This window comes from Streptomyces sp. NPDC104226 (genome assembly GCF_055584085.1).
The window spans coordinates 127,109-150,997 of record NZ_JBVJMS010000005.1 but is presented as its reverse complement, the minus strand read 5'-3'; the positions used below and the strand labels follow the sequence as shown (position 1 = coordinate 150,997).

Here is a 23,889-nt window from a genome sequence, read left to right as displayed (position 1 = left end):
GAGCCGGGCACCGCGACCGGGAACGTAGACTGAGCCCCGCCTTACCAGACAGTGAAATTTGGTGACATGTCAGCCCCCGCTCCCGCGGCTCCCGCGCCTCCCCTCCCCGCGGCCCCCGCGGCCCCCGCGGCACCCCCGACGGGCCGGCGAGCCCTGACGGCCCGTCGCATCGCCTGGACGGCGGCCGGCCTCGCCGCACTGCTGTGCGCGGTGCTCCTCAGCCTCGCCGTCGGCGCCCGCGCCATCGCACCCGGCGAGGTGTTCGACGCGCTCTTCCGGGGCGCGACCGGCCCGAACGCCGAAGTCGTCCGCACGCTGCGCGTACCGCGCACCCTCATAGCCCTGATGGTCGGCGCGGGCCTCGCCCTCGCCGGAACCGCCCTCCAGGGCATCACCCGCAACCCGATCGCCGACCCCGGCATCCTCGGCATCAGCCAGGGAGCCGGGGTCGCGGTCGTCTGCGCCATCGCCTTCGCGGGGGTGCACACCCTCAGCGGGTACGTGTGGTTCGCCTTCGCGGGCGCCGGAATCGCCTCGGTGGCCGTGTACGCCGTCGCCACCGGCGGCCGCGGCGGAGCGACCCCCGTCAAACTGGCGCTGGCCGGGGCCGCGGTCAACGCCCTGCTGGTGTCCGTCACCATGGGCGTCCTCACCACGAAGGCCTCGGCGCTGGACGAGTTCCGCTTCTGGCAGGTCGGCTCGATCGCCGGACGCGACGCCGCCGTCGTCCACCAGATCTGGCCGTTCCTGCTGGCCGGCGCCGTGCTGGTGGTATCGGTCGCCCGCGGCCTGGACGCACTCGCACTGGGCGAGGACCTCGCGAAGGGCCTCGGACAGAACGTCGCCGCCGTACGGATCGTCGGCGGTCTCGGCGCCACCGTGCTCACCGGCGCCGGCGTCGCGGCCGCCGGACCGATCGCCTTCATCGGACTGGCCGTACCGCACCTCGCGCGGGCCCTCGTCGGCAGCGACCACCGCTGGGTCCTGCCGATGGCAGCCCTGATCGGCCCCGTGATGCTGCTCGTCGCGGACGTCCTCGGCCGCATCGTCGTGCCGCCCGGCGAGGTCCCCGCCGGAGTGATGACCGCGCTGATCGGGGTCCCGTTCCTGGTCACGCTGGTCCGCCGGAAGACGGTGGCGGCATGAGCACCGGTACCCGCGTCCTCCCCGCCGGCTACGCACTGGTCCGCCCCCGCTCGGGCCGCGGCTCCTTCCTCCTGCACCGCCGGGCGGCGGCCGTGGCCCTCGGCCTGGCCCTCCTCCTCACCGCGGTGTGCGTCGCGTACCTCTCCGTCGGCGAATCCCTCGTCGCCCCCGGCGAGGTGCTGAAGGTCCTCCTCGGCCGCCCCTCCCCCGACGACCTGGTCGTCGGCACCCTCCGGCTGCCCCGCATGACGGTGGGACTGCTCGTCGGCGCGGCCTTCGGGATCGCGGGCGCACTCATCCAGACCGTCGCCCGCAACCCGCTCGCCTCCCCCGACATCATCGGCATCAGCCAGGGCGCGAGCGCCGTCACCGTGGCGGCGCTGACCTTCGGCGTCACCTCGTACACGGTCCTCCCGTACCTCTCGGTCCTCGGCGGCGTCATCGCGGCCGCCCTCGTCTACGTCTTCGCGTGGCGCGGCGGCCTGCACGCCACGCGCTTCGTCCTCATCGGCATCGGCTTCGCCATCGCCCTGCGCTCGGTGACCACCCTCCTCATGACCAAGGGCGACTACCTGGTCGCGCAGCAGGCACAGATCTGGATGACGGGCTCCCTCAACGGCCGCGGCTGGGACGTCGCGACCCCCCTGGCCTGGGTCCTCCTGGCCCTCCTCCCCGGCATCCTGTGGGCGGCCCGCGCCCAGCGCACCGTCTCCCTCGACGACGACACCGCCACGGCCCTCGGCATCCGGCTCGGGCGCGTCCGGCTCGGACTCGTCGCCCTCGGCGTGATCCTGGCCTCCGTGGCCACCGGCGCCGCGGGCCCCGTCGACTTCGTGGCCCTGCTCGCCCCGCAGATCGCCCGCCGCATGACCCGTACGGCCCAGATCCCCCTCCTCTGCTCCGCCCTCACGGGCGCGGTGATCGTCGTCTCCGCCGACCTGCTCGCCCGCAGGCTCCTCTCCCCGACCGAACTCCCGGTGGGCGTCCTGACGGCCGCCGTCGGGGCCCCGTACCTGATCTGGCTGATCATGCGCAGCCGCACCGGAGGCACACAGTGAGCCGACTGTCCGCACGAGGCCTGACCCTCGCCTACGAGGACCGGCTCGTCGTCGAGGACCTGGACCTGTCCGTCCCCGACGGCAAGGTCACCGTCATCGTCGGCCCGAACGCCTGCGGCAAGTCCACGACGCTCCGCGCCCTCGGCCGCCTCCTCCGCCCCCGCTCGGGCTCGGTCGTCCTGGACGGCGAAGCCCTCTCCTCCCTCCCTACCCGGCGCATCGCCCAAGCCGTCGGCCTCCTCCCCCAGTCCCCCTCGGCCCCCGAGGCGATCACGGTCGCGGACCTGGTCGCGCGCGGACGACAGCCGCACCAGCACTGGTGGCAGCAGTGGTCGGAGGCGGACGAACGGGCCGTCGTCGACGCGATGGCCCGTACGTCGGTGGCGGACCTGGCGGAGCGTCCGGTGGACGCGCTGTCCGGCGGGCAGCGCCAACGGGTCTGGATCGCGATGGCCCTGGCCCAGGACACCGACATCCTGCTCCTGGACGAGCCGACGACCTTCCTCGACATCGCCCACCAGGTGGAGGTGCTCGACCTGGTCCGCCGCCTCAACCACGAACGGGGCCGCACGGTCGTGGCCGTCCTCCACGACCTCAACCAGGCCGCCCGGTACGCGGACCACCTCGTGGCGATGAAATCGGGCCGCGTCGTCGCGGAGGGCCCGCCGTCCTCGATCGTCACGGCCGACCTGGTCCACGAGGTCTTCGGCCTCGCCTCCATCGTCATCCCCGACCCGATAACGGGCTCCCCCCTCATCATCCCCACGTCCCCCTGGACGGCCCCCCACCCGTCGTAGCCCACCCCCGGCTGCGCGGGCCGCCGCCCACCGGTGCCATCACCATCCCGGCGGGCCGTTACGGGTGGACGTCCCTGCGGGGCTGTCCCCTACCCACCCTTCCACCGTTCCCCGGGCCAGCCCGGACCCGCGCCTCAAACGCCGGCGGGGCTGGCAAGGGGTCCCGGGCTGCGCCCGGACCGCCTGGGGCTCCGCCCCAAACCCCGCGCCTCAAACGCCGGCGAGGCTGAAGAAGGCCGAAGCCGGGAAGGGGTACCGGGCTGCGCCCCAAGCCCCCCGGGGCTCCGCCCCCAGACCCCGCGCCTCAAACGCCGGCGAGGCTGGAGTTGGCCGGGGCCGGGAAAAGGGTCCCGGGCTGCGCCCGGACCTCTGGGGCTCCGCCCCAGACCCCGGTCCTCAAACGCCGGACGGCTGAACTGGCTGCGGTCGGGCCGGGGCGGGGACGGGGACGGGGTGGGGTGTTGGTCTGGACGTAGAGCGTGATTTGTGGCGCGGAACCGGGCTTCGCCTTGGCGGAGTAGGGCAGAGGGCGCCTAAATCATGCAGTCCAGACCGACACCCCACCCCGGCCCCGGCACCGACCCCCACCCGCAGCAACCCCGACGCCACCACACCCCAGCCCCGCCGGCGCTTGAGGCGCAGGGGTCCGGGGACTGGTCCCCGGCAACGGGGCCGCACCCGCAGGGACTCAGCGGCGGCGCGACCGCCAGAGGAGATACAGCGCCGAGGACACCGCCGCAGCGCGGACCAGCCAGGGCAGCAGGTCCTGGAAGGTTCCGCTCAGGGCATCGTCCGCCAGCGGAGCCCCCCATCGCCCGTCCAGTCGACCCCACAACCACACCACCGCCCCCGCGAAGACCACCCCGGGCAGCCCGAACACCACCCACTTCCGCTCCGCAGGCCCCAGCACCCGCGAGGCATACGCAAGCAGCCACCCCGCGGCAAGCAGCAGCCAGTAGCCGGACACCGCCCCCGCAAGCAGCACCACCCCCGCGAGCAGCAGGAACGCGTACGGCTTCGGCCGAGGTGCGGCCTCGGCGGTGGCAGCCTCCGCCTTGGCCCGGCGCCGCCGCTCGCGCAGGTACCCCACGAGCGTGCTCCGGCCGGAAGCCCCGGGCTGCGGACCCGAGTCCGCGTCCGAGTCCGCGTCGGAGGCCGAGTCCGCCTCCGCCTCCCGCCCCCGACTCGGCGCCTTCAGGAGCTCCGGGATCTCGATGCCACCAGCGAAGCCCTCCACCGTCGACCCCGGCCCGACCGTCCACCAGTCGGGCTCCAGCCGCTCCCCCGCCCCCAGTTCGTCGAGCCCCGCGAGATGCGGCGGCGCGGCCCCCCGCTGCACGGGCACGGAGGACGCGGAGGAGGCATCCGCCGCACCCGCACCGGCACCCGCACCCCCACCCGACGCCGACAGCGTGTCCACGACCTCCTCCGGAGTCCCGATCCGCTGCAGAATGCGCCGCACCGCCGCCGGCGTCTCCGGTTCGTACGTGGCCCGCCGCCGGTCGATCTCGTCCCGCAGCCCCGCCACCAGCCGCATCCGGTCCCCCGACGGCAGCTGCCTGCGCTGCGCCAAGTCCCCTACGCGGCTGAGATATTCGTAGACCAGATGATCGCTCTCGATCCCCACGCCCCGGCTCCTCCCCACTCCTCCCGTGCCACCTCAACCGAAGGTAGCGCCTGTTCCCGTGGAGCGGCCGGGGGCACAGCGGATGACGCAGCGGATACCGTTGACCGGATGGGGACCGGCCGACTGACCGGCCGACGCGACCAGGAGGCGACGACCGTGCCTGACCCGAGCACCGCGGGGAACATCGCGGGGAAGACCGCGGGAAGCACCGCGGGAAGCACTCCGCGCTCCCTAGCCGAAGCGCTGCGCGCCCGCGACGACGACGGGCTCGGCGCCCTGCTGCGCGCCCGCCCGGACCTGCTGAGCCCGGTACCCGGAGACGTGACGCAGCTCGCCACGCGGGCCGGGACGCGGGCTTCGGTGGTGCGCGCGCTGGACCGCCTGGACCGGTTCGCCCTACAGGCCGCCGAGGCGCTCGCGGTGGGCCCGGAGCCCTGCCCGTACGCGGTACTGGAGTCCCTGCTCAGCGGTGACACCGGCACCACCTCCGGCGACGACAACGGTGCCCGCGCCGAACTCCCCCGGGCCCTGGCCACCCTGCGCGAGCAGGCCCTCGTCTGGGGCGACGACGAACGGCTGCGCCTGGTGCGCACCGCCCGCGAACTGCTCGCCCCCTCCGCCGCACGCCCCTCCCCCACCGGTCTCGGCCCCACCGTCGCCGAGGCCACCGCCGGCATGTCGCCGACCCGGATCCAGGAGATCGTGTCGGCCGCCGGGCTGCCCGCGACGCACGACCCGGTGTCGGCGGTGACCGCGCTGACGGCCCTGTTCACCGACCCGGAACGGATGTCGGCGCTGCTCGACGAGGCTCCGGCGGAGGCCCACCAGGTGCTGGGCCGGCTCGTGTGGGGTCCCCCGTACGGGGAGGTGACGCCCCAGCCGACGCCTCCGGTGCGCTGGCTGCGCGACCGCGGCCTGCTGCTGCCGGCCACGGCGCGCACGGTGCTGCTGCCGCGCGAGGTGGCCCTGTACCTGCGCGGCGGGCTCGCGCACCGGGTGACGGAGCCGCTGCCCCCGGTCGTCGCCGCACTCCGCGAGCACCGTCCACAGCTTGTGGACGCGAACGCCGCCGGCCAGGCACTGGCGGCGCTGTCCACGGTCGAGGAGCTGGTGAAGTCCTGGGAGCACGCCGGTCCGCCCGTGCTCCGGGCGGGCGGGCTCTCCGTACGCGACCTGAAGCGGACGGCGGCCGCACTCGACGCCGACGAGCCGTCGGCGGCGTTCTGGATCGAACTGTCCTACGCCGCAGGCCTGCTGGCCAGCGACGGCGAGGCCGACGAACGGTACGCCCCGACCCCCGCCTTCGACGTCTGGCTCGAACTCCCGCCCGCCGAGCGCTGGTCGGCGCTCGCGCAGGCCTGGATGACCGCCACCCGCACCCCGGGCATGGTCGGCGAACAGGACGCGAAGGGCCGCACCCTGTCGGCGCTCGGCTCGGACCTGGACCGCTCCGCCGCCCCCGAGGTCCGCCGCCGCGTCCTCGGACTGCTCGCCGAGCTCCCCGAGGGCGGCTCCCCCGACCCGGCCTCGCTCCTCGCCCGCCTGGAGTGGGAACGGCCCGTACGCGGTACGAGCGAACTGCGCGGCCGCCTCGCACGCTGGACCCTGACCGAGGCGGAGGTCCTCGGAGTCACCGGCCGGGGCGCGCTCGCCGCGCCCGGCCGGGCCCTGCTGGAGGGGCACGACCCGGCGCCGCTGCTCGCACCGCTGCTCCCCGAGCCCGTGGACCACGTGCTGCTCCAGGCCGACCTGACGGCGGTGGCCCCGGGGCCGCTGCGGCGGGCGCTCGCCGAAGTGCTGGCCGTGCTGGCGGAGGTGGAGTCCAAGGGCGGGGCCACCGTGTACCGGTTCACGCCCGGATCGGTACGCCGCGCCCTGGACGCCGGCCACACCGCCGTCGACCTGCAGTCCTTCCTCTCCGAGCACAGCCGGACCCCGGTGCCGCAGCCGCTGTCGTACCTCATCGACGACGTGGCCCGGCGGCACGGACACCTCCGGGTCGGCGCGGCCTCCTCGTACGTGCGCTGCGACGACGACGGCATGCTGAACGAGATCCTGGCCGACAAGCGGTCCGCGGGCCTCGGGCTGCGCCGCCTCGCGCCGACCGTCCTGGCCGCGCAGGCCGAACCGACCGTGCTGCTCGACGGGTTGCGGGCCATGGGGTACGCCCCGGCCGCGGAATCCCGTACCGGGGACGTCCTGGTGGCCCGCGCCGACGCCCACCGCACCCCGGCCCGCGCGCTGCCCGTCCCGGTCCCGGACGGGCCGCCGGTACCGGACGCGACCCTCCTGGGGGCGGCCGTACGGGCCATCCGCGCGGGCGACCTGGCGGCGACGGCGGTCCGCAAGGAGCCGGCCTCTTCCGGCTCGGGCCCCGGTTCGGGCGCGGGCTCCCCGGGCGAACTCCCGCGCACCAGCGCGGCGGAGACCCTGGCGACCGTACAGGCGGCCGCGCTCACCGGGTCGGCGGTGTGGATCGGCTACGTCAACGCCGACGGGGCGGCGAGCCAGCGGGTCATCGCCCCGGTCCGGGTGGAGGGCGGCTTCGTCACCGGCTACGACCACACGGCGGACGAGGTGCGCACCTTCGCGCTGCACCGGATCACGGGCGTCGCGGAACTGGAGGAGGACCAGATCTAGGCCGGCCGGTCACCCGGGCCCGGAGGGAAATCCCCTGGCCCGGACCGGACATGGCCCCGCACCCTGGGTGCATGTCCGACTCCACCACGACCACACCCACCACACCCACACCCACACCCACCACCCCCACGCCCACCACAAGCACCACCACGACCGCCCAGGTCCCCCGCCACCAGATCCGCGCCGCGCACACCGCCGACACCCTCACCGTGTACCAGGCGTACCGCCCCGGGCTCGGAGTGCCGGCCGCCCGCGACGGCCGCTTCCCGCCGGAGTGGAAGCGCGACCGGATGACCTGGGTCAAGCCGTCCTTCCTGTGGATGATGTACCGCTGCGGTTACGCCACCAAGGAGGGCCAGGAGACGGTCCTCGCCGTCGAGATCACCCGCGCCGGCTTCGACCGGGCCCTGCGCGAGGCCTGCCTGTCGCACTACGCCCCGGGTGTGCACGCCGACCGTGCCGCCTGGAAGCAGGCGCTGCACACCGCCTCCGCCCGGGTGCAGTGGGACCCGGAGCGCGACCTGCACCTGAACCCGCTGCCGTACCGCTCGCTCCAACTGGGGCTGTCCGGCGAGACCTCCCGCGCCTACGCGGACGAGTGGACGGTCTCCATCCGCGATGTGACCCCGCTGGCCCGGGAGGTCCACCGCCTGCTGCGCTCCGGCGACGCGGAGGCGGCGCGGGCCCTGCTCCCGGTGGAGACCCCCTATCCGGCGGGACCGCCGGCGCACTTGGGCGCGTAGCAGGAGCCCGTCCGCAGGGGCCCGAAACAGGTCACGGCCATTCCGCTAAATCCCCAGGTCAGGCGGCCGCCAGAGGTCTTCTGGGCTGTTGCACGGCGGTGACATTCCGGCGACTGATTGGGGATGTGGTCTGTGTGAAGATCAGTTCATCGCAGCAGCGACCGGGAGGAAAGAAGCCGGAGAGCGCAGGCGAGAACCGCACCACCACCGTCCGGCCGATCACCGCCGGACACCTCGCTCGGCGCTCCACCTCCGCTCCGCCTCTCGGCCCCTCGGCCAACACCGTCGTCCCACCTTGCAAGATTCCTGGGGGAATCCACCATGTCCGCTCGCACCGCCGCCCTCCGCACCGCCTCCGCCGCCGTCGTCGCCGCCGCCATCGCCGGCACGGTCCTGATGCCGATGACGGCCTCCGCCGACGAGGGCAACCCGAAGGCGCTGAAGACCACGATGAGCGCGCCGGTCCCGAACGGCCCGCTGACCCGCGGCGGTGCGACCGAGACCTTCGAGCTGACGGTGGCCAACACGACGGACAAGGCCTCCTCCTACCACCCGTGGATGCTCCTGGACCCGACCGGCGCCAGCCCGCTCCAGCAGAACGACGTGGCCTACAAGGTCGAGCCACTGAGCGCCCCGGCCACCAGCTACACGATCGGGCAGCAGGACGGCGAGTGGCAGGGCCTGTTCTACCCGGCCGGCAAGAAGGCGAGCGACGGCTTCGAGATCCCGGCCGGCGGAAAGCTCACCTGGAAGATCACGATCGGCCTCGGCAAGAGCTACCCGACCACCAACGGCGACTTCACGCTGCGCGCGGCGAGCTTCGCGGGTGAGGTCTCGGACGCCAACACGGGCTCCCTGACCTTCAAGACGGACCCGTCGGTCAAGACCGGCACGCTGGAGACCTCCTTCAAGAACGTCGGCGACTGCAAGGTCCCGTCGTCCCAGTGCAAGGAGATGGACCTGACGTACCGGCTCACCGGCGACGGAGAGTTCGGCGAGGCCCTCGCCACCAACCTGAACCTGGGCTTCGACCAGCAGGGCGAGCACCCCAACCTCCAGGTGGAGGTGCTGGTCGACGGCAAGTGGATCGGCTACGGCTCCACCGACCCCTACAACTTCATGCTGCCGACGATCCCGGAGGGCTTCAGCGCCGCCGCCGGCGAGCGCGTCCTGCACCTGCGCACCAGCTTCGGCCCGAACACGGACTTCAAGAAGGCCACCACCGTCAAGCTGCAGGCGACGATCGGCCTGGCCGAGGGCAACACCTACGAGTTCGCCGGAGCCGACACCCAGTTCCAGCTCACCCCGGCCACCACGCCCACGACCCCGACCCCGTCCTCCTCCACCTCCCCGGCCCCCACCACCCCCGCGCCCACCACCCCCGCCCCGACCTCCTCCGCGGCGACCACCCCGGCCACGGCCACGACGGCCCCCACCACGGCGAACACCCCCGCCCCCAACGGCTCCCTCGCGCACACCGGCTCGGACTCCAACACCGGCCTGTACTCCGGCCTGGCCGCCGTCCTCATCGGCCTCGGCGGCGCTGCCGCCTGGTTCGGCGCCCGCCGCCGCAAGGCCGTCCGCGGCTAGTACCACCCGTATGACGGGAGCACGACGACGACGGGGGCCCGGCACACATGTGCCGGGCCCCCGTCGTCACGTTCCCTACCTGGCCGCGTAGTCGATCCGATCCGCCGCGAACGGCCAGGCCTCGGCGAGCCAGTGCGTGACGGCCTCGTACAGGACCTTGTCCAGAGCGACCCGGTCGGCGCGCACCCAGGAGGTGACGTGCACGCGCCCCGGGTCCGCCTTCGCGGGGTAGATGTAGAGACACCCGACGACCTCGCCCGCACCGGCCCCGTCACCGTCACCGTCACCGTCCAAGACGCTGTACGTGAATCCGCGCCGCTCGGCGAAGTCCCGTGCGTGGCGCACCAGGTCGGCGAGGTTGGCTTCGGGGCTCATCCCCTCCTCCGGAGGCCAGTCGCCCAGGAAGCCGGGCGTCGCGCGCACGTGATCGATGCTCCCGCTCCAGGCGGCCAGGTCCCCCTCGTTGTGCTCGGGCCCGAGGGGCTCCAGCCGGAAGCCCTCCCCGACGAGCCGGACGGGCACCTCGAACACCTCGGCCGGCGGTACGAAGGTCTGCTGCTGATCGCTGGTCATGCCGTGACCCTACGCAGGCGCCGCCCCGGCACCCACGGGGTTTCGGGCCGCCGCCGCCAGCCGGAGCAGCTCGTCCACGGACCACTGGTCGTAGACGTGCTCCCCGTACGTGGCGGCCAGCACCCTCCCGTCCGGTCCGATCAGCAGGTCGGCGGGCAGCCCGAGCCGCCCGTTCGGCTGCCGCGTCGCGGGCGGCCGGCCCCGGAACCACCGCCATCGCCGGTCTCTCCCCGGACGCGTTCCCGTACATGTCGGCCACCGCCCGCGACGCCCGCGCGGTCACCCCGGACCGGGAGTTCGAGGGGGGCCTGCAGCTGCTCCTGCGCGGCCTGGCATGATCCGCCGGTGAACACCGCAGCCGCAGCAGCCTCCGCCCCCACGTCCCCGCCCGCCCGGTACGTCCTGTTCGACGTCGACGGCACCCTCGTCGACGCCGTCGCCAACCAGCGCCGGGTCTGGGCGACCTGGGCCGCCCGCCACGGACTGGATCCGGACGAGGTCTACGCCGTGGCCCTGCGGACCCGCCCGCTGGAAACCTTCGCGGCCGTCGCCCCGGACCGGGACCCGCACGCGTGCCTGGCCGCGCTGCACGAGCTGGAGGACGAGGACGTCCGCTCCGGCACCTACGCCGCCTTCGACGGCGCGGCCGAGCTGCTGACCGCCCTGCCCCCGGGGAGCTGGGGCCTGGTCACCTCCAACTACGAGCACCGGGTGCGCGGCCGCTTCGACCGCACCGGCCTGCCCGTGCCGCCGGTGCTCGTGGACGCCGCCGCCGTCACCGAGGGCAAGCCCTCACCGGTTCCGTACCTGCGGGGCGCGGCCCTCCTCGGCGCCGACCCGGCCCGCTGCCTGGTCGTCGAGGACGCCCCCTCGGGCATCCGCTCGGGCCTCGACGCCGGCATGACGGTCTGGACCGTCAACGCCCCGACCCCGCCCACCGGCACCCACCGCCACTTCCCGACCCTCCGCGAGGCCGTCCCTGACATCCTCGCCTTCGCAACGGGCGAGTCCAGCCCCGCCGAATCCAGCCCCGCCGGCGTGTGAGGCCGCGGGTCCGGGGCTGAGCCCCGGCAGCAGCGCCGCACCCGGCACCCCCGCTCCGCGGCCCCGCACCCTCAGAACGTCCCACCCGGCGGAGCGATACGGCAGACTGGAGGTTTGGCCGCCCGCGTCCGGGCGGTCCTCCCGCGCCGAAAGGGACGTGCGTGAACGGGCCCCTCATCGTCCAGAGCGACAAGACTCTCCTCCTGGAGATCGACCACGAACTCTCCGCGGACGCGCGGCGCGCCATCGCGCCCTTCGCCGAGCTGGAGCGCGCTCCCGAGCACATCCACACGTACCGGATCACACCGCTCGGGCTGTGGAACGCCCGCGCGGCCGGGCACGACGCCGAGCAGGTCGTCGACGCGCTCGTGGAGTTCTCCCGCTACCCCGTCCCGCACGCGCTGCTCGTCGACGTCGCCGAGACCATGGCCCGCTACGGCCGGCTCACCCTCTCCAAGCACCCCGTCCACGGACTGGTCCTGACCAGCACCGACCGGCCGGTGCTGGAGGAGATCCTGCGGTCCAAGCGGATCGCCCCGCTGGTCGGCGCGCGCCTCGACGCCGACACCGTCGCCGTGCACCCCTCCGAGCGCGGGCAGATCAAGCAGACCCTGCTCAAGCTGGGCTGGCCGGCCGAGGACCTCGCCGGATACGTGGACGGCGAAGCGCACCCGATCGACCTCGACGAGAACGGCTGGGCGCTGCGCCCCTACCAGCAGCAGGCCGTCGAGGGCTTCTGGCACGGCGGCTCCGGCGTGGTCGTCCTGCCCTGCGGCGCCGGCAAGACGCTCGTCGGCGCCGGAGCGATGGCGAAGGCCAAGGCCACCACGCTGATCCTCGTCACGAACACCGTCTCCGCCCGCCAGTGGAAGCACGAGCTGATCAAGCGGACCTCGCTGACGGAGGACGAGATCGGCGAGTACTCCGGTACGCGCAAGGAGATCCGGCCCGTCACCATCGCCACGTACCAGGTCCTGACGACGAAGCGGAAGGGCATCTACCCGCACCTGGAGCTCTTCGACTCCCGGGACTGGGGCCTGATCCTCTACGACGAGGTGCACCTGCTGCCGGCCCCGGTGTTCAAGTTCACCGCCGACCTCCAGGCACGCCGCCGCCTCGGCCTGACGGCGACGCTGGTCCGCGAGGACGGCCGCGAGTCCGACGTCTTCTCCCTCATCGGCCCGAAGCGGTTCGACGCCCCGTGGAAGGAGATCGAGGCGCAGGGCTACATCGCGCCGGCGGACTGCGTCGAGGTGCGCGTGAACCTCACCGAGTCGGAGCGGCTCGCCTACGCGACCGCCGAGACGGAGGAGAAGTACCGCTTCTGCGCGACCACCGCCACCAAGCGGAAGGTCACCGAGGCGCTCGTCGCCAAGCACGCGGGCGAGCAGACGCTGGTCATCGGCCAGTACATCGACCAGCTCGACGAGCTCGGCGAACACCTCGACGCGCCCGTCATCAAGGGCGAGACCTCCAACGCACAGCGCGAGAAGCTCTTCAACGCCTTCCGCGAGGGCGAGATCAACGTGCTGGTCGTCTCGAAGGTCGCGAACTTCTCCATCGACCTGCCCGAGGCCACGGTCGCCATCCAGGTGTCCGGCACCTTCGGCTCCCGCCAGGAGGAGGCCCAGCGACTGGGCCGCGTACTGCGCCCGAAGGCGGACGGCCACGAGGCGCGCTTCTACTCGGTCGTCGCGCGCGACACCATCGACCAGGACTTCGCAGCGCACCGCCAGCGCTTCCTGGCCGAACAGGGCTACGCCTACCGGATCATGGACGCCGACGAGCTGCTGGCCGGCGGCTGACGAACAGGGCGGCGGACGGGGTCGCCGGACCTCAGCGGCGTATGACGCCCGCGTCCGCCGCATTGGCCGTGTTCTCGGCGTACTCACCGAGGACGACGACGCTCATGGCGGTCGCCGCGAAGACCTTGGCGGCGCGCAGGACGCTGCCGGCGCTGTGGCGCGGGCGGCGGGAGTCGGAGGTTGCGGTGGCGCCGCTAGGGCGGCGACCCTGGACCGGGGTGTAGGTTGCGGTGCTCATGTATCCATGGTCGGTTTTGGACCGGGTCGGCACATCGCCCTGAGGGCTGAACCTCCGGCTCCCCGGCATCCTCCTCCCGGCCCATGCCTCCCCCTACGGGCTCTGTCCGAAGGAGGACACGGCCCGAACACCCCCCGTACGGGGTCATCACCCGGAAGGACTTCCGGCCCCCTTTATCCGTTCGCGCAGCACCCCCGCGCGGACTAGAATCTCCGCTCTTGCCGCCTCCCGCCGCGTCACCGGGAGCGCCGCCCGCCGCTCGGAAACCGGCGGGCCCGTCCGCCCGCATCACGCAGGTCCTCAGCAGATGGAGGCAGTTCCGTGCCCGCGCACGCCCACGTCACCGACCCCGACTCCGCCCCTGACGCCACCGATCCCCTGGGCCGCGAGCGGGCCCACCTCACCGCCTCCCGGTCCGCGCTCCGCGCGATGCGCGAGGACGTGGAGAACCTCGACATCCGCGACGTCACCGCGAACTGGGTCAACGCGATCGTCCTCCAGGCCCAGATCGACGACCGGATCAAGGCCCTCGCCGACCTCGCCCACACCCCCCTCTTCTTCGGCCGCCTCAACTACCTGCACGCGCCCGGCGCGGAGCTCGCCGAGGGCGCGGAGGGCGAGCAGTTCTACATCGGCCGCCGCCACGTCCACGACGCCGGCGGCGATCCGATGGTGATCGACTGGCGCGCACCGGTCTCCCAGCCCTTCTACCGGGCGTCCAAGAAGGACCCGCAGGACATCGGGCTGCGCCGCCGCTTCGGTTACACGGGCGGCGAGCTGACCGCGTACGAGGACGAGCACCTCTCCGACCCGGCCGAGGCGGCCGCGGTCAGCAAGCTGCTCCAGCAGGAGATCGAGCGCCCGCGCGTGGGGCCCATGCGCGACATCGTGGCGACGATCCAGCCCGAGCAGGACGAGATCGTCCGCTCCGGCCTGTCCGGTTCCGTCTGCGTGCAGGGCGGTCCCGGCACCGGCAAGACGGCCGTCGGCCTGCACCGCGTCGCGTACCTCCTCTACGCGCACCGCGACCGCCTCGCCCGTACGGGCACCCTGGTCATCGGACCGAACCGTTCCTTCCTGCACTACATCGAGCAGGTCCTGCCCGCCCTCGGCGAGCTGGAGGTGAAGCAGGCCACGGTCGACGACCTGGTCGCCCGCGCGGACCTGGAGGTACGCGGCACGGACGCCGCCGAAACCGCCGTGATCAAGGGCGACGCCCGCATGGCGGAGGTCCTGCGCCGCGCGGTCCACTCCCACGTGACGGAGCCCGTCGACCCCCTCATGGTGGTCCGCGGCTCGCGCCGCTGGCGGGTGCCCGCGTACGAGATCGCCGAGATCGTCGCCGAGCTCCAGAACCGCGACATCCGCTACGGAGCCGCCCGCGACGCCCTCCCGCAGCGGATCGCACACGCCGTCCTCGTCCGCATGGAACAGGCGGGCGAAGCGCCCGACGACCGGGTCCAGGACTCGGTGGCGCGCAATCCCGCCGTGAAAGCCGTGGTCAAGACGGTGTGGCCCCTGGTGGAACCGGCCAAGCTCGTCCTGCGCCTCCTCTCCGACCCGGAGTTCCTCGCCACACACGCGGACGGAGTCCTGTCGGCGCAGGAGCAGGCGCTGCTCCTCCTCCCCAAGCCGGCGCGCAGCGTGAAATCGGCGAAGTGGTCGGCGGCGGACCTGGTCCTCATCGACGAGGCCGCAGACCTGGTGGAGCGCACGCACTCGCTCGGCCACGTCGTCATCGACGAGGCGCAGGACCTGTCCCCGATGCAGTACCGGGCCGTCGGCCGACGCTGCACGACCGGCTCGGCGACGGTCCTCGGAGACCTCGCACAGGGCACGACCCCGTGGGCGACCCGCAGCTGGGACGAGGCGCTGGGGCACCTGGGCAAGCCGGGTGCGGTGCTGGAGGAACTGACGGCGGGCTTCCGCGTGCCGCGCGAGGTGATCGCCTACGCCTCGCGGCTGCTGCCGGAGATCTCGCCGGGCCTCTCCCCGGTCTCCTCGGTCCGCGAGACCCCGGGCTCCCTGATCGTCACTCCGGTCGACTCCGACCTCCCGTCGGCGGTGATCGACGCCTGCCGGGCCTCGCTCGCGCACGAGGGCTCGATCGGGCTGATCGCGGCGGACGCGCGGATCCCCGAGCTGGCGGAGGCGCTCCTGGCGGCGGGCCTGCCCTACCTCTCTCCCGGCGAGGAGACGACCGCGGAGTCGCGGCTGACGCTGGTGCCGGCGTCGCTCGCGAAGGGTCTGGAGTACGACTACGTCGTCCTCCACGAGCCGGCGGACGTGGTCGCGGGCGAGCCCGACGAGCGCACCGGCCTGCGGCGCCTCTACGTCTGCCTCACCCGAGCCGTCTCCGGCCTCACCCTCCTCCACACCACCCCCCTCCCGGAGGCCCTGACCTAACCCCCCACGGGGGTCCCCCGCGCCCGCCCGCTGCGACGGTTTGCCGCTGCGCGGGCGGAGTCCCCTACCCGCCCTTCCACCGTTCCCCGGGCGCTGCCCGGACCCCGGTCCTCAAACGCCGGACGGGCTGAAAGACAGGGTCCCGGGCTGCGCCCGGACCCCCTGGGGCTCCGCCCCGGACCCCGCGCCTCAAACGCCGGCGAGGCTGAAGACGGCCGGGGCGGGGACGGGGACGGGGTGGGGTGTTGGTCTGGACGTAGAGCGTGATTTGTGGCGCGGAAACAGGCTTCGCCTTGTCGGAGTAGGGCAGGGGGCGCCTAAATCATGCAGTCCAGACCGACACCCCACCCCGGCCCCGGCACCGACCCACCCCACGCAGCAAGCCCGACGCCGACACCCCGCACCCGGCAGCAGCGCCTAGCTCAGCGCCGTCCGCCACGCAGCAACCGCCTCCGCCGACACCGGCCGGTCCCAGCCCGCAGGCCGCGCCGCGCTGCCGATGTGGAAGGCGTCGATGCCCGCCTCGCGCAGCACCGGCAGGTGGGAGAGGGCCAGCCCGCCGCCGACCAGGATCCGCGGCTCGTACCCGGGGGTGCCGGCCTTCGCCGCCTCCGCCAGCAGCGTCGGCAGCCCCTCGTCGACCCCGCCCGCCGCACCCGCGGTCAGGTAGGTGTCGAGCCCGGGCAGGTCCCGGACCGCCTTGCGGAGCTGGTCACGGTCCGCCGCCCGGTCGATCGCCCGGTGGAACGTCCACCCGCAGCCGCCGAGCTCCGCCACGACCGCCTCGACGGCGACGAGGTCGGGACTGCCGTCGGGGTCCAGGAAGCCCAGCACGAACTCCTCCGCCCCCTCCGCACGCAGCGCCCGCGCCTCCTCCACCAGGCGTTCCACGTCCTGCGCGGACCCCGCCGAGAAGCCGTCCGCCTTCCGGAGCATCACGCGCAGCCGGATGTCGACCGCCGCCCGGATCGCCGCGAAGGTCTCGCGCGGCGGGGTGAGCCCGTCGGCGGCCATGTCGGTGACCAGTTCGAGTCGGTCCGCCCCACCGGCCTGGGCCGCGACCGCATCCTCCACGTCGAGGGCGATCACCTCCAGGAGCGCACGGTTGCTCATGTAATCCCATCCTTCGTCCCGCATTGGAAAATAGGTCTAGTCCAATATCCAGGGTACGGGCCTCCGCCCACCCTCCACCAGCACAATCACGCCACCCCCACAATGTGCGCATGACATCCCCCATGACGCCCGACACACAGGGCCTCCGCGCCCGCTGGCACGCCACCACCAGCGCCGCCGGAGCCGACCCCGACCGCGACCCCGCCCCCTACGCCGACCGCCTCCTCACCGCCTGGGCGGAGCCGCAGCGCAGGTACCACACCACCGCGCACCTGGCCGACGTACTCGCACGCATCGACACCCTGACCGCGCACGCCGGCGACCACCCCGACGGCCACGCCGCCTGCGACGCCACCGACCCGGCCCACGACCCCGCCGCCGTCGAACTGGCCGCCTGGTTCCACGACGCCGTCTACCGGCCCGACCGCTCCGAGAACGAGGAGCGCAGCGCCGCCCTCGCCGAGCGCGCCCTGCCCGAGCTCGGCATCGACGACGCCCGCACCGCCGAGGTGGCCCGCCTCGTCCGGCTCACGATCACCCACGACCCCGCCCCCGGCGACACCAACGGCGAGCTGCTCTGCGATGCCGACCTGGGCGTCCTCGCGGGCACCCCCGAGCAGTACGCCGCCTACGCCGCAGCCGTCCGCACCGAGTACGGCTTCGTCCCCGACGAAGCCTTCCGCGCAGGCCGGGCCGCCGTACTGCGCCAGCTCCTGGAGCTGCCCCGCCTCTTCCGCACCGCCTACGGGGCCGCGCACTGGGAGGCCCCGGCCCGCGCGAACCTGGCGGCGGAACTGGCCGAACTCGTAGGACCCCCGGGAATGTGATCCCGTTCGTCGCGGTTGAGGTAGTTCATGCCCGCAGAAGCCAACCGCACCCGCATGCCCGTCGCCGTGTACGTCCTCGGCCTCTCCGTCTTCGCACTCGGGACCAGCGAGTTCATGCTCTCCGGGCTGCTGCCACCCATCGCCGAGGACATGGGCGTCACCATCCCCCAGGCGGGCCTGCTCATATCCGCCTTCGCGATCGGCATGGTCGTCGGTGCGCCACTGCTCGCCGTCGCCACGCTGCGGCTGCCCCGGCGCACCACCCTGCTCTCGCTGATCAGCCTCTTCGGCCTCGGGCAGGTCGCGGGCGCGCTGGCCCCCTCGTACGAGCTGCTCTTCGCCTCCCGCATCGTCTCCGCGCTCGCCTGCGCCGGCTTCTGGGCGGTCGGCGCCGCCGTGGCCATCGCCATGGTCGAGCAGCACCAGCGGGCCCGCGCGATGGCCGTCATGATCGGCGGCCTCTCCATCGCCAACGTCCTCGGCGTCCCGGCCGGCGCGTTCCTCGGCGAGACCCTGGGCTGGCGGTCCGCGTTCTGGGCGGTCGGCGCCGCCTCCGCCATCGCACTGGTCGGCATCCTCGCGCTGATCCCGAAGATCCCGCTGCCCGCCGAGAAGCCGACGCTCGCGCGCGAGCTGCGCATCTACCGCGACCGCCAGGTGTGGCTGTCGATCGGCATCACGGCGCTCGCCGCGGGCGGTGTCTTCTGCGCCTTCAGCTACCTCTCCCCCCTCCTCACCGACGTGGCCGGACTCGACTCCCAGTGGGTCCCGTGGATCCTCGGCCTGTTCGGGATCGGCGCGCTCGTCGGCACCACCCTCGGCGGGCGGATCGCCGACGCGCACCTGTTCGGGGTGATGCTGTGGGGCATCACCGCCTCCACCGTGTTCCTCGCCGCGCTGGCCCTGCTGGCCTCCGCCGCGGCGGCCGCCGTCGCTCTGTCCTTCCTCCTCGGCTTCTCGGCGTTCTTCACGGCCCCGGCCCTCAACGCCCGCATGTTCAACGTCGCCGGCGCCGCCCCGACCCTGGCCGGAGCCACCACCACGGCCGCCTTCAACCTCGGCAACACCGGCGGCCCCTGGCTCGGCGGCACCGTCATCGACGCCGGCTACGGCTACTCCGCCACCGCCTGGGCGGGCGGCGCGATGACCGTCACCGCCATCGCCCTGGGCCTCGCAGCCCTCCGCCTGGACCGCCGCACGGGCCCCGGCCCGACCCGCCCGACCCGCGTGGTGGCCGGCTCGACCCCGTCCCGCTCGGACGCGACCGAGAAGGTCTGAGGGCCGACGGCGGCCCTCAGGCGGCCGCTCAGCGGCTCAGCGGCAGAGTTCGAAGAGGTCGTCCTCGAAGGCCGGGAACTCCGCCTGCGCCCCGGCGACGATCTCGCGGGCCGGCCTGCGCGGGGTCGTCACGTGCCGCGCGGCGAGCCCGGCCAGGGCCGCGTCCGGGCGGGCCTCCCGGTCCGGGTACAGGGCCGCTTCGCACGGCCCGAAGCCGTCCGCCAGCACCCACAGGAAGTCGGAGAGGTTCCCGGCGACCACGCCGACCTCGCCCTCCGAGCCCATGAACACCACGGGCTGTCCGGCGAGCGGCAGTCCCGGCCGGACGCACCAGATGGCGGCGAGGCCGCCGGAACCGTCCTGACCGAAGACCCGGTACGCGTCCCCGTCGAGCTCGTGGTTCCCCGTCCAGTGCCGCAGCCAGTCCGTGGTCTCTTCGGCGGACACGAAGGCCTCGTAGGGCTCGAAATCAACGCCCTCGCCCTCGTCGCCGTAGTCGAACGCGACCCGGGCCACCTCGGCCAGGGCGGGCGGGAAGCGGCGGTCGTCATCGGTGGTCGTCTCGGTCACCCCCGCAGGCTAACCAGCCCCACCGACACCCCGCACCGGCAGCACGACCGGCGGCCGCCCCCCTAAGCCGCAGGCCGGCCCTTCGGACGGCGCAGGCCCGCCTGCGTGATGCGGCGGACCAGTTCCTTGCTGCCGATCTCCACCGCGCCCGCGGCCACCGCGTCCGGGTAGCGGTGGGACGGGACGTCGTAGTGGTCGCGTTCGAAGGCCCTCGGCGGGCAGCCGATCGAGGCCGCGAAGGCGTGCAGTTCCTCGAAGGAGGTGTCGCTGACCAGGTGCGACCACATGCGGCCGTGACCCGGCCACGTCGGCGGGTCGATGTACACCGTCACCGGCGGCTCATTCGCCGAAGCCGGAGCCGGAGCCGCCGAAGCCCGAGCCGCCGAGGACCGGTCCGAGGCCGCCCACCGGCGCCACCCGCACACCGGCCTCCGAACACACCCACATCGGGTCCGGTCCGAGCTCGGGCTCCACGTCCAGCGCGTGCGGCTCGCCGTGGCCGCAGACCGGGCACAGCGGCCAGCGCCCGTACTTCTCCAGCAGCGCGTCCTTGACGTCCTGGGCGACGAGCCCGGCGAGGTAGTCGGCGCCTTCCGGCCACTGCTCGACCCACCAGCGGCGGTGCGTGACCGCGTCCTCGACGAGGGAGACGACATCGGCCTCGGCGACGTCGCCCGCGACGAGATCGGCGAGCACCAGGGCGCGCGCGGCGTGCAGCGCCTGTTCGAGCGGGGGTGGAGGGGTCGCGTGGTCCATGGAGCCATTGTGGACCCGGACCGGCCCCGTGGCGAAGGTCCCCCCGAGGCCGTGACTTACGGCGTCTTGACGTTCCCGCCCCTCTGAAAATAAGTTTCAAGGGTGAGCGAGAACGTGAAAGAAACCTTCAGCGAGGGCGGCGGCGCGACCGACCCGGCCCCCGCACCCGTCCCGGCCCCCGCCGCCCTGCGGGCCCGCGTCCGCAGTCTCGGCCCCTCGATGACCCGCTCCATGCAGGCCGTCGCCGAGGCCGTCGCCGAGGACCCCGCCGGCTGTGCCGCGCTCACCGTCAGCGACCTCGCCGCCCGCACCGGCACCAGCGAGGCCACCGTCGTCCGCACCGCCCGCCTCCTCGGCTACCCCGGCTACCGCGACCTGCGCCTCGCACTCGCCGCGCTCGCCGCCCAGCAGGAGTCCGGTGCGGCCCCCGCCGTGGTCGTCGACATAGCCGTCGACGACTCCCTCGCCGACGTGGTCGCCAAGCTGGCCCAGGAGGAGGCGCAGACCCTCACCGACACCGCCGCCGGACTCGACGTCGACGCCCTCGGCTCGGCGGTCGCCGCCCTCGCGGGCGCCCGCCGCATCGAGATCTACGGCGTCGGCGCCTCCGGCCTCGTCGCCCAGGACCTCGCGCAGAAGCTGTCGCGCATCGGCCTGATCGCCCACGCGCACAACGACCCGCACCTGGCCGTCACCACCGCGGTCCTGCTGCGCCCCGGCGACGTGGCCGTCGCCATCACCCACTCCGGCGGCACCGGCGACGTCGTCGAACCCCTCCGGATCGCCTTCGAGCACGGCGCCACCACCCTCGCGCTCACCGCCCGCGCCGGCTCCCCCGTCGTCCGCTACGCCGAACTCGTCCTGGCCACCTCCGCCGCCCGCGAGACCCAGCTGCGCCCGGCGGCCATGTCGAGCCGGACCAGCCAGCTCCTCGTCGTGGACTGCCTGTTCGTCGGCGTCGCCCAGCAGACCTACGAGACGGCGGCGCCCGCGCTCGCAGCCTCGTACGAGGCACTCGCACCCCGCCACCACACCCCCGTACCCACCGCCAAGCGCACCAGCACCAGCCGCTAGCAGCACCCAGCAGTTCAGGAGCCCCCACTCATGACCGCGTACGCCGAACTCCGCGCCCAGCTCGCCACCTTGACCACCGAGGCCTTCCGCCCCGAGCTGGCCGAGATCGACCAGCTGCCCACCCTGGAGATCGCCCGCCTGATGAACGCCGAGGACGCCACCGTCCCGGCCGCCGTCGCCGGCGAGCTGGAGACGATCGCCGCCGCCATCGACGGGATCGCCGAGCGGATGGCCCGCGGCGGGCGCCTGATCTACGCGGGCGCCGGCACCGCCGGACGGATGGGCGTACTGGACGCCAGCGAATGCCCGCCCACCTTCAACACCGACCCCTCCGAGGTCGTCGGCCTGATCGCGGGCGGCCCCTCCGCCATGGTCAAGGCCGTCGAGGGCGCCGAGGACTCCAAGGAACTGGCCGCCGAGGACCTCACCGCGCTGGCCCTGACCGCCGACGACACCGTCATCGGGATCTCCGCCTCCGGCCGCACCCCGTACGCGATCGGCGCCGTCGAGTTCGCCCGCGACCGCGGAGCCCTCACCGTCGGCCTGTCCTGCAACGCCGGCTCCGCGCTCGCCGCGGCCGCCGACCACGGCATCGAGGTCGTCGTCGGCCCCGAACTCCTCACCGGGTCCACCCGGCTGAAGGCCGGCACCGCGCAGAAGCTCGTCCTCAACCTCATCTCGACGATCACCATGATCCGGCTCGGCAAGACCTACGGAAACCTCATGGTGGACATGCGCTCCTCCAACGAGAAGCTGCGCGCCCGCGCCCGCCGCATCGTCTCCCTGGCCACCGGCGCCCCCGACGCCGAGATCGAGGCCGCCCTCACCGCCTCCGACGGCGAGGTCAAGCAGGCCATCCTCGTCATCCTCGGCGGAGTCGACGGACCCACCGCCGCCGACCTGCTCACCGCCTCCCGGGGCCACCTCCGGGCCGCCCTCACCCGGACCCCCGCCCGCTAGCTCCCCGCTGACCCCCAACCAGCAAGGCGAACACCAAGATGTCCACTGACAAGAACCGCGCCACAGCCGCCGCGATCCTTCCTCTGGTCGGCGGCCCGGACAACATCGTCTCCGTCGCGCACTGCATGACCCGCCTGCGGATCACCCTGCGCGACCGCTCCCTGGTCCAGGACGAGGCCCTCAAGGCCCTGCCCGCCGTGATGGGCGTCGTCGAGGACGACACGTACCAGATCGTGCTGGGACCGGGCACCGTCGCCCGCGTCACCCCCGAGTTCGAGGCCCTGGTCGCGGAAGGCCGCGCGGCCGCGCCGGCGGCCGGGAGCGCGCCGGCCCACACCGTGACGGCCGAGGAACTCGCCGCCCAGGGCGCGGCCATCAAGAACGCCCAGAAGGCGAAGAACTCCACCCCCTTCAAGCTGTTCCTGCGCCGCATCGCGAACATCTTCGTCCCGCTGATCCCGGCCCTGATCGGCTGCGGCATCATCGCCGGGCTCAACGGCTTCCTCACCAACATGGGCTGGGTGCCCGCCGTGGTCCCCGCCCTCGCCGCGATGGCGAGCGGGTTCATGTCCCTGATCGCGGTCTTCGTCGGCTACAACACCGCCAAGGAGTTCGGCGGCACCGCCATCCTCGGCGGCGCGGTCGCCGCGATCATCGTCTTCCCCGGCGTCGCGAAGATCGACGCCTTCGGCCAGCAGCTCTCCCCCGGCCAGGGCGGCGTGCTCGGCGCGCTGGCGGCCGCGCTGCTCGCCGTCCGGGTGGAGAAGTGGTGCCGCAAGTGGGTCCCGGAGGCGCTCGACGTCCTGGTCACCCCCACCCTCACGGTGCTGATCTCCGGCCTCGTCACCATCTTCGGCCTGATGTTCGTCGCCGGTGAGGTCTCCAGCGCCATCGGCACCTTCGCCACCTGGCTGCTCGCCACCGGCGGCGCCTTCGCGGGCCTGGTCCTCGGCGGCCTCTTCCTCCCGCTCGTGATGCTGGGCCTGCACCAGGCCCTGATCCCCATCCACACCACCCTGATCGAGCAGACCGGCTACACCGTCCTGCTCCCCATCCTCGCCATGGCGGGCGCGGGCCAGGTCGGCGCGGCCATCGCCGTCTACTACAAGCTCCCCCGCAACCGCTCGATCCGCACCACCATCAAGTCCGCCCTCCCGGCCGGCTTCCTGGGCGTGGGCGAACCCCTCATCTACGGCGTCTCCCTCCCCCTGGGCCGCCCCTTCATCACCGCCTGCATCGGCGGCGCCGCGGGCGGAGCCTTCGTAGGCCTCTTCAACCAGCTGGGCACCGCCTTCGGCTCCACCGCCATCGGCCCCTCGGGCTGGGCCCTCTTCCCCCTCCTCGACGGCAAGTCGGGCATGGGGATGACCATCGCGATCTACGCGGGCGGCCTGGCCGTCGGCTACCTGGTCGGCTTCGCAGCCACCTACTTCTTCGGCTTCACCCGGCAGATGCTGACCGAGTTCAACACCGGCCCGGACGCGGACACGGCCCCCGAGCCCGCACCGTCGACGGCCACCGAGCCCGCGCCGAACCAGGCCCCGCCCGTCCCCGTGGGCCGCTGACACCACCGGCCCCCCTGTACGAAGGCTCCCGCCCGGTGCGGCCCACCGGGCGGGAGCCTTCACGTCCCCGGGCCCGCCC

General features: G+C 73.7%; 21 protein-coding genes. 14 read left to right on the top strand and 7 right to left on the bottom strand.

Annotated elements, in window-relative coordinates:
* Positions 1-66 precede the first annotated feature (66 nt).
* The 3 genes from ACZ60J_RS17120 to ACZ60J_RS17110 are packed head-to-tail and all read left to right on the top strand — an operon-like array spanning position 67 to position 3,001.
* On the top strand, positions 67-1,146 hold the full coding sequence (locus ACZ60J_RS17120; RefSeq protein ID WP_469682662.1) for a FecCD family ABC transporter permease: 1,080 nt from the start codon (positions 67-69) through the stop codon (positions 1,144-1,146).
* A complete protein-coding gene (locus ACZ60J_RS17115) occupies positions 1,143-2,204 on the top strand; it encodes a FecCD family ABC transporter permease (RefSeq protein WP_469682660.1) in 1,062 nt (353 codons plus the stop codon). The genes ACZ60J_RS17120 and ACZ60J_RS17115 overlap by 4 nt, the downstream gene beginning before the upstream one ends.
* Positions 2,201-3,001 carry an ABC transporter ATP-binding protein gene (locus ACZ60J_RS17110; protein ID WP_469682659.1) on the top strand — a complete coding sequence of 267 codons (801 nt, stop codon included), beginning with the start codon at positions 2,201-2,203 and terminating at the stop codon, positions 2,999-3,001. The genes ACZ60J_RS17115 and ACZ60J_RS17110 overlap by 4 nt, the downstream gene beginning before the upstream one ends.
* 688 nt (positions 3,002-3,689) lie before the next feature.
* On the opposite strand, the gene ACZ60J_RS17105 is transcribed toward ACZ60J_RS17110, so the two are convergent.
* Entirely contained in the window at positions 3,690-4,628 is a 939-nt protein-coding gene (locus tag ACZ60J_RS17105; protein WP_469682657.1) for a hypothetical protein, read from the bottom strand.
* Positions 4,629-4,736: 108 nt separating this feature from the next.
* On the opposite strand from ACZ60J_RS17105, the gene ACZ60J_RS17100 reads away from it, so the two are divergent.
* The 3 genes from ACZ60J_RS17100 (at position 4,737) to ACZ60J_RS17090 (ending at position 9,601) form a co-directional block, all read left to right on the top strand.
* The gene (locus tag ACZ60J_RS17100; RefSeq protein WP_469682656.1) at positions 4,737-7,268 is read left to right on the top strand and encodes a helicase C-terminal domain-containing protein; all 2,532 of its coding nucleotides are present in this window, start codon (positions 4,737-4,739) and stop codon (positions 7,266-7,268) included.
* A gap of 71 nt (positions 7,269-7,339) precedes the next feature.
* A complete protein-coding gene (locus tag ACZ60J_RS17095; RefSeq protein ID WP_469682654.1) occupies positions 7,340-8,011 on the top strand; it encodes a DUF4291 domain-containing protein in 672 nt (223 codons plus the stop codon).
* A gap of 321 nt (positions 8,012-8,332) precedes the next feature.
* The gene (locus ACZ60J_RS17090; RefSeq protein ID WP_469682653.1) at positions 8,333-9,601 is read left to right on the top strand and encodes an LPXTG cell wall anchor domain-containing protein; all 1,269 of its coding nucleotides are present in this window, start codon (positions 8,333-8,335) and stop codon (positions 9,599-9,601) included.
* A gap of 75 nt (positions 9,602-9,676) precedes the next feature.
* Here the strand turns inward: ACZ60J_RS17090 and ACZ60J_RS17085 are convergent, their stop codons facing one another.
* Positions 9,677-10,174, bottom strand: a complete 498-nt coding sequence (locus tag ACZ60J_RS17085; protein WP_469682651.1) for an N-acetyltransferase — start codon at positions 10,172-10,174, stop codon at positions 9,677-9,679.
* Between the two features lie 345 nt (positions 10,175-10,519).
* On the opposite strand from ACZ60J_RS17085, the gene ACZ60J_RS17080 reads away from it, so the two are divergent.
* Both ACZ60J_RS17080 and ACZ60J_RS17075 read left to right on the top strand, forming a co-directional pair.
* Positions 10,520-11,218 carry an HAD family hydrolase gene (locus tag ACZ60J_RS17080; protein WP_469682650.1) on the top strand — a complete coding sequence of 233 codons (699 nt, stop codon included), beginning with the start codon at positions 10,520-10,522 and terminating at the stop codon, positions 11,216-11,218.
* 161 nt (positions 11,219-11,379) lie between these two features.
* Entirely contained in the window at positions 11,380-13,023 is a 1,644-nt protein-coding gene (locus ACZ60J_RS17075; RefSeq protein ID WP_469682648.1) for a DNA repair helicase XPB, read from the top strand.
* Positions 13,024-13,054: 31 nt separating this feature from the next.
* Here the strand turns inward: ACZ60J_RS17075 and ACZ60J_RS17070 are convergent, their stop codons facing one another.
* Entirely contained in the window at positions 13,055-13,261 is a 207-nt protein-coding gene (locus tag ACZ60J_RS17070; RefSeq protein WP_469682647.1) for a hypothetical protein, read from the bottom strand.
* A 429-nt stretch (positions 13,262-13,690) separates the two neighbouring features.
* Between ACZ60J_RS17070 and ACZ60J_RS17065 the strand changes: the two genes are divergently transcribed.
* A complete protein-coding gene (locus ACZ60J_RS17065; RefSeq protein ID WP_469683253.1) occupies positions 13,691-15,667 on the top strand; it encodes a HelD family protein in 1,977 nt (658 codons plus the stop codon).
* 417 nt (positions 15,668-16,084) lie between these two features.
* Here the strand turns inward: ACZ60J_RS17065 and ACZ60J_RS17060 are convergent, their stop codons facing one another.
* The gene (locus ACZ60J_RS17060) at positions 16,085-16,780 is read right to left on the bottom strand and encodes a copper homeostasis protein CutC (protein WP_469682646.1); all 696 of its coding nucleotides are present in this window, start codon (positions 16,778-16,780) and stop codon (positions 16,085-16,087) included.
* Between the two features lie 110 nt (positions 16,781-16,890).
* Here ACZ60J_RS17060 and ACZ60J_RS17055 point away from each other — a divergent pair, with 110 nt between their 5' ends.
* Positions 16,891-17,607 (top strand): HD domain-containing protein, encoded by a 717-nt coding sequence (locus tag ACZ60J_RS17055; RefSeq protein ID WP_469682645.1) that lies wholly within the window; start codon positions 16,891-16,893, stop codon positions 17,605-17,607.
* A 54-nt stretch (positions 17,608-17,661) separates the two neighbouring features.
* Positions 17,662-18,885 carry a Cmx/CmrA family chloramphenicol efflux MFS transporter gene (locus tag ACZ60J_RS17050; protein WP_469683252.1) on the top strand — a complete coding sequence of 408 codons (1,224 nt, stop codon included), beginning with the start codon at positions 17,662-17,664 and terminating at the stop codon, positions 18,883-18,885.
* Between the two features lie 36 nt (positions 18,886-18,921).
* On the opposite strand, the gene ACZ60J_RS17045 is transcribed toward ACZ60J_RS17050, so the two are convergent.
* The 3 genes from ACZ60J_RS17045 to ACZ60J_RS17035 all read right to left on the bottom strand — a co-directional run bounded on the left by ACZ60J_RS17045 (position 18,922) and on the right by ACZ60J_RS17035 (position 20,211).
* On the bottom strand, positions 18,922-19,455 hold the full coding sequence (locus ACZ60J_RS17045; protein WP_469682643.1) for an SMI1/KNR4 family protein: 534 nt from the start codon (positions 19,453-19,455) through the stop codon (positions 18,922-18,924).
* Between the two features lie 62 nt (positions 19,456-19,517).
* Positions 19,518-19,787, bottom strand: coding sequence for a DUF4031 domain-containing protein (locus ACZ60J_RS17040; RefSeq protein ID WP_469682642.1), 270 nt, complete (start codon positions 19,785-19,787; stop codon positions 19,518-19,520).
* A 7-nt stretch (positions 19,788-19,794) separates the two neighbouring features.
* On the bottom strand, positions 19,795-20,211 hold the full coding sequence (locus ACZ60J_RS17035) for a hypothetical protein (protein WP_469682641.1): 417 nt from the start codon (positions 20,209-20,211) through the stop codon (positions 19,795-19,797).
* A 102-nt stretch (positions 20,212-20,313) separates the two neighbouring features.
* Between ACZ60J_RS17035 and ACZ60J_RS17030 the strand changes: the two genes are divergently transcribed.
* Genes ACZ60J_RS17030 through ACZ60J_RS17020 form a run of 3 tightly spaced genes read left to right on the top strand, consistent with a single transcriptional unit; the run spans position 20,314 to position 23,810 of the window.
* The gene (locus ACZ60J_RS17030) at positions 20,314-21,285 is read left to right on the top strand and encodes a MurR/RpiR family transcriptional regulator (RefSeq protein ID WP_469682640.1); all 972 of its coding nucleotides are present in this window, start codon (positions 20,314-20,316) and stop codon (positions 21,283-21,285) included.
* Positions 21,286-21,315: 30 nt separating this feature from the next.
* On the top strand, positions 21,316-22,245 hold the full coding sequence (murQ, locus tag ACZ60J_RS17025) for an N-acetylmuramic acid 6-phosphate etherase (RefSeq protein WP_469682638.1): 930 nt from the start codon (positions 21,316-21,318) through the stop codon (positions 22,243-22,245).
* A 38-nt stretch (positions 22,246-22,283) separates the two neighbouring features.
* Positions 22,284-23,810, top strand: a complete 1,527-nt coding sequence (locus tag ACZ60J_RS17020; RefSeq protein WP_469682637.1) for a PTS transporter subunit EIIC — start codon at positions 22,284-22,286, stop codon at positions 23,808-23,810.
* The last annotated feature ends 79 nt before the right edge of the window (positions 23,811-23,889 follow it).

Bases quoted from the DNA above. Each gene is read 5' to 3' on its own strand.
- ACZ60J_RS17115 (WP_469682660.1), top strand. From the start codon at position 1,143: ATGAGCACCGGTACCCGCGTCCTCCCCGCCGGCTACGCACTGGTCCGC.
- ACZ60J_RS17095 (WP_469682654.1), top strand. From the start codon at position 7,340: ATGTCCGACTCCACCACGACCACACCCACCACACCCACACCCACACCC.
- ACZ60J_RS17085 (WP_469682651.1), bottom strand. From the start codon at position 10,174: ATGACCAGCGATCAGCAGCAGACCTTCGTACCGCCGGCCGAGGTGTTC.
- ACZ60J_RS17090 (WP_469682653.1), top strand. From the start codon at position 8,333: ATGTCCGCTCGCACCGCCGCCCTCCGCACCGCCTCCGCCGCCGTCGTC.
- ACZ60J_RS17050 (WP_469683252.1), top strand. From the start codon at position 17,662: ATGCCCGTCGCCGTGTACGTCCTCGGCCTCTCCGTCTTCGCACTCGGG.
- murQ (WP_469682638.1), top strand. From the start codon at position 21,316: ATGACCGCGTACGCCGAACTCCGCGCCCAGCTCGCCACCTTGACCACC.
- ACZ60J_RS17065 (WP_469683253.1), top strand. From the start codon at position 13,691: ATGCGCGAGGACGTGGAGAACCTCGACATCCGCGACGTCACCGCGAAC.
- ACZ60J_RS17055 (WP_469682645.1), top strand. From the start codon at position 16,891: ATGACATCCCCCATGACGCCCGACACACAGGGCCTCCGCGCCCGCTGG.
- ACZ60J_RS17070 (WP_469682647.1), bottom strand. From the start codon at position 13,261: ATGAGCACCGCAACCTACACCCCGGTCCAGGGTCGCCGCCCTAGCGGC.
- ACZ60J_RS17120 (WP_469682662.1), top strand. From the start codon at position 67: ATGTCAGCCCCCGCTCCCGCGGCTCCCGCGCCTCCCCTCCCCGCGGCC.
- ACZ60J_RS17035 (WP_469682641.1), bottom strand. From the start codon at position 20,211: ATGGACCACGCGACCCCTCCACCCCCGCTCGAACAGGCGCTGCACGCC.
- ACZ60J_RS17060 (WP_469682646.1), bottom strand. From the start codon at position 16,780: ATGAGCAACCGTGCGCTCCTGGAGGTGATCGCCCTCGACGTGGAGGAT.
- ACZ60J_RS17020 (WP_469682637.1), top strand. From the start codon at position 22,284: ATGTCCACTGACAAGAACCGCGCCACAGCCGCCGCGATCCTTCCTCTG.
- ACZ60J_RS17100 (WP_469682656.1), top strand. From the start codon at position 4,737: ATGGGGACCGGCCGACTGACCGGCCGACGCGACCAGGAGGCGACGACC.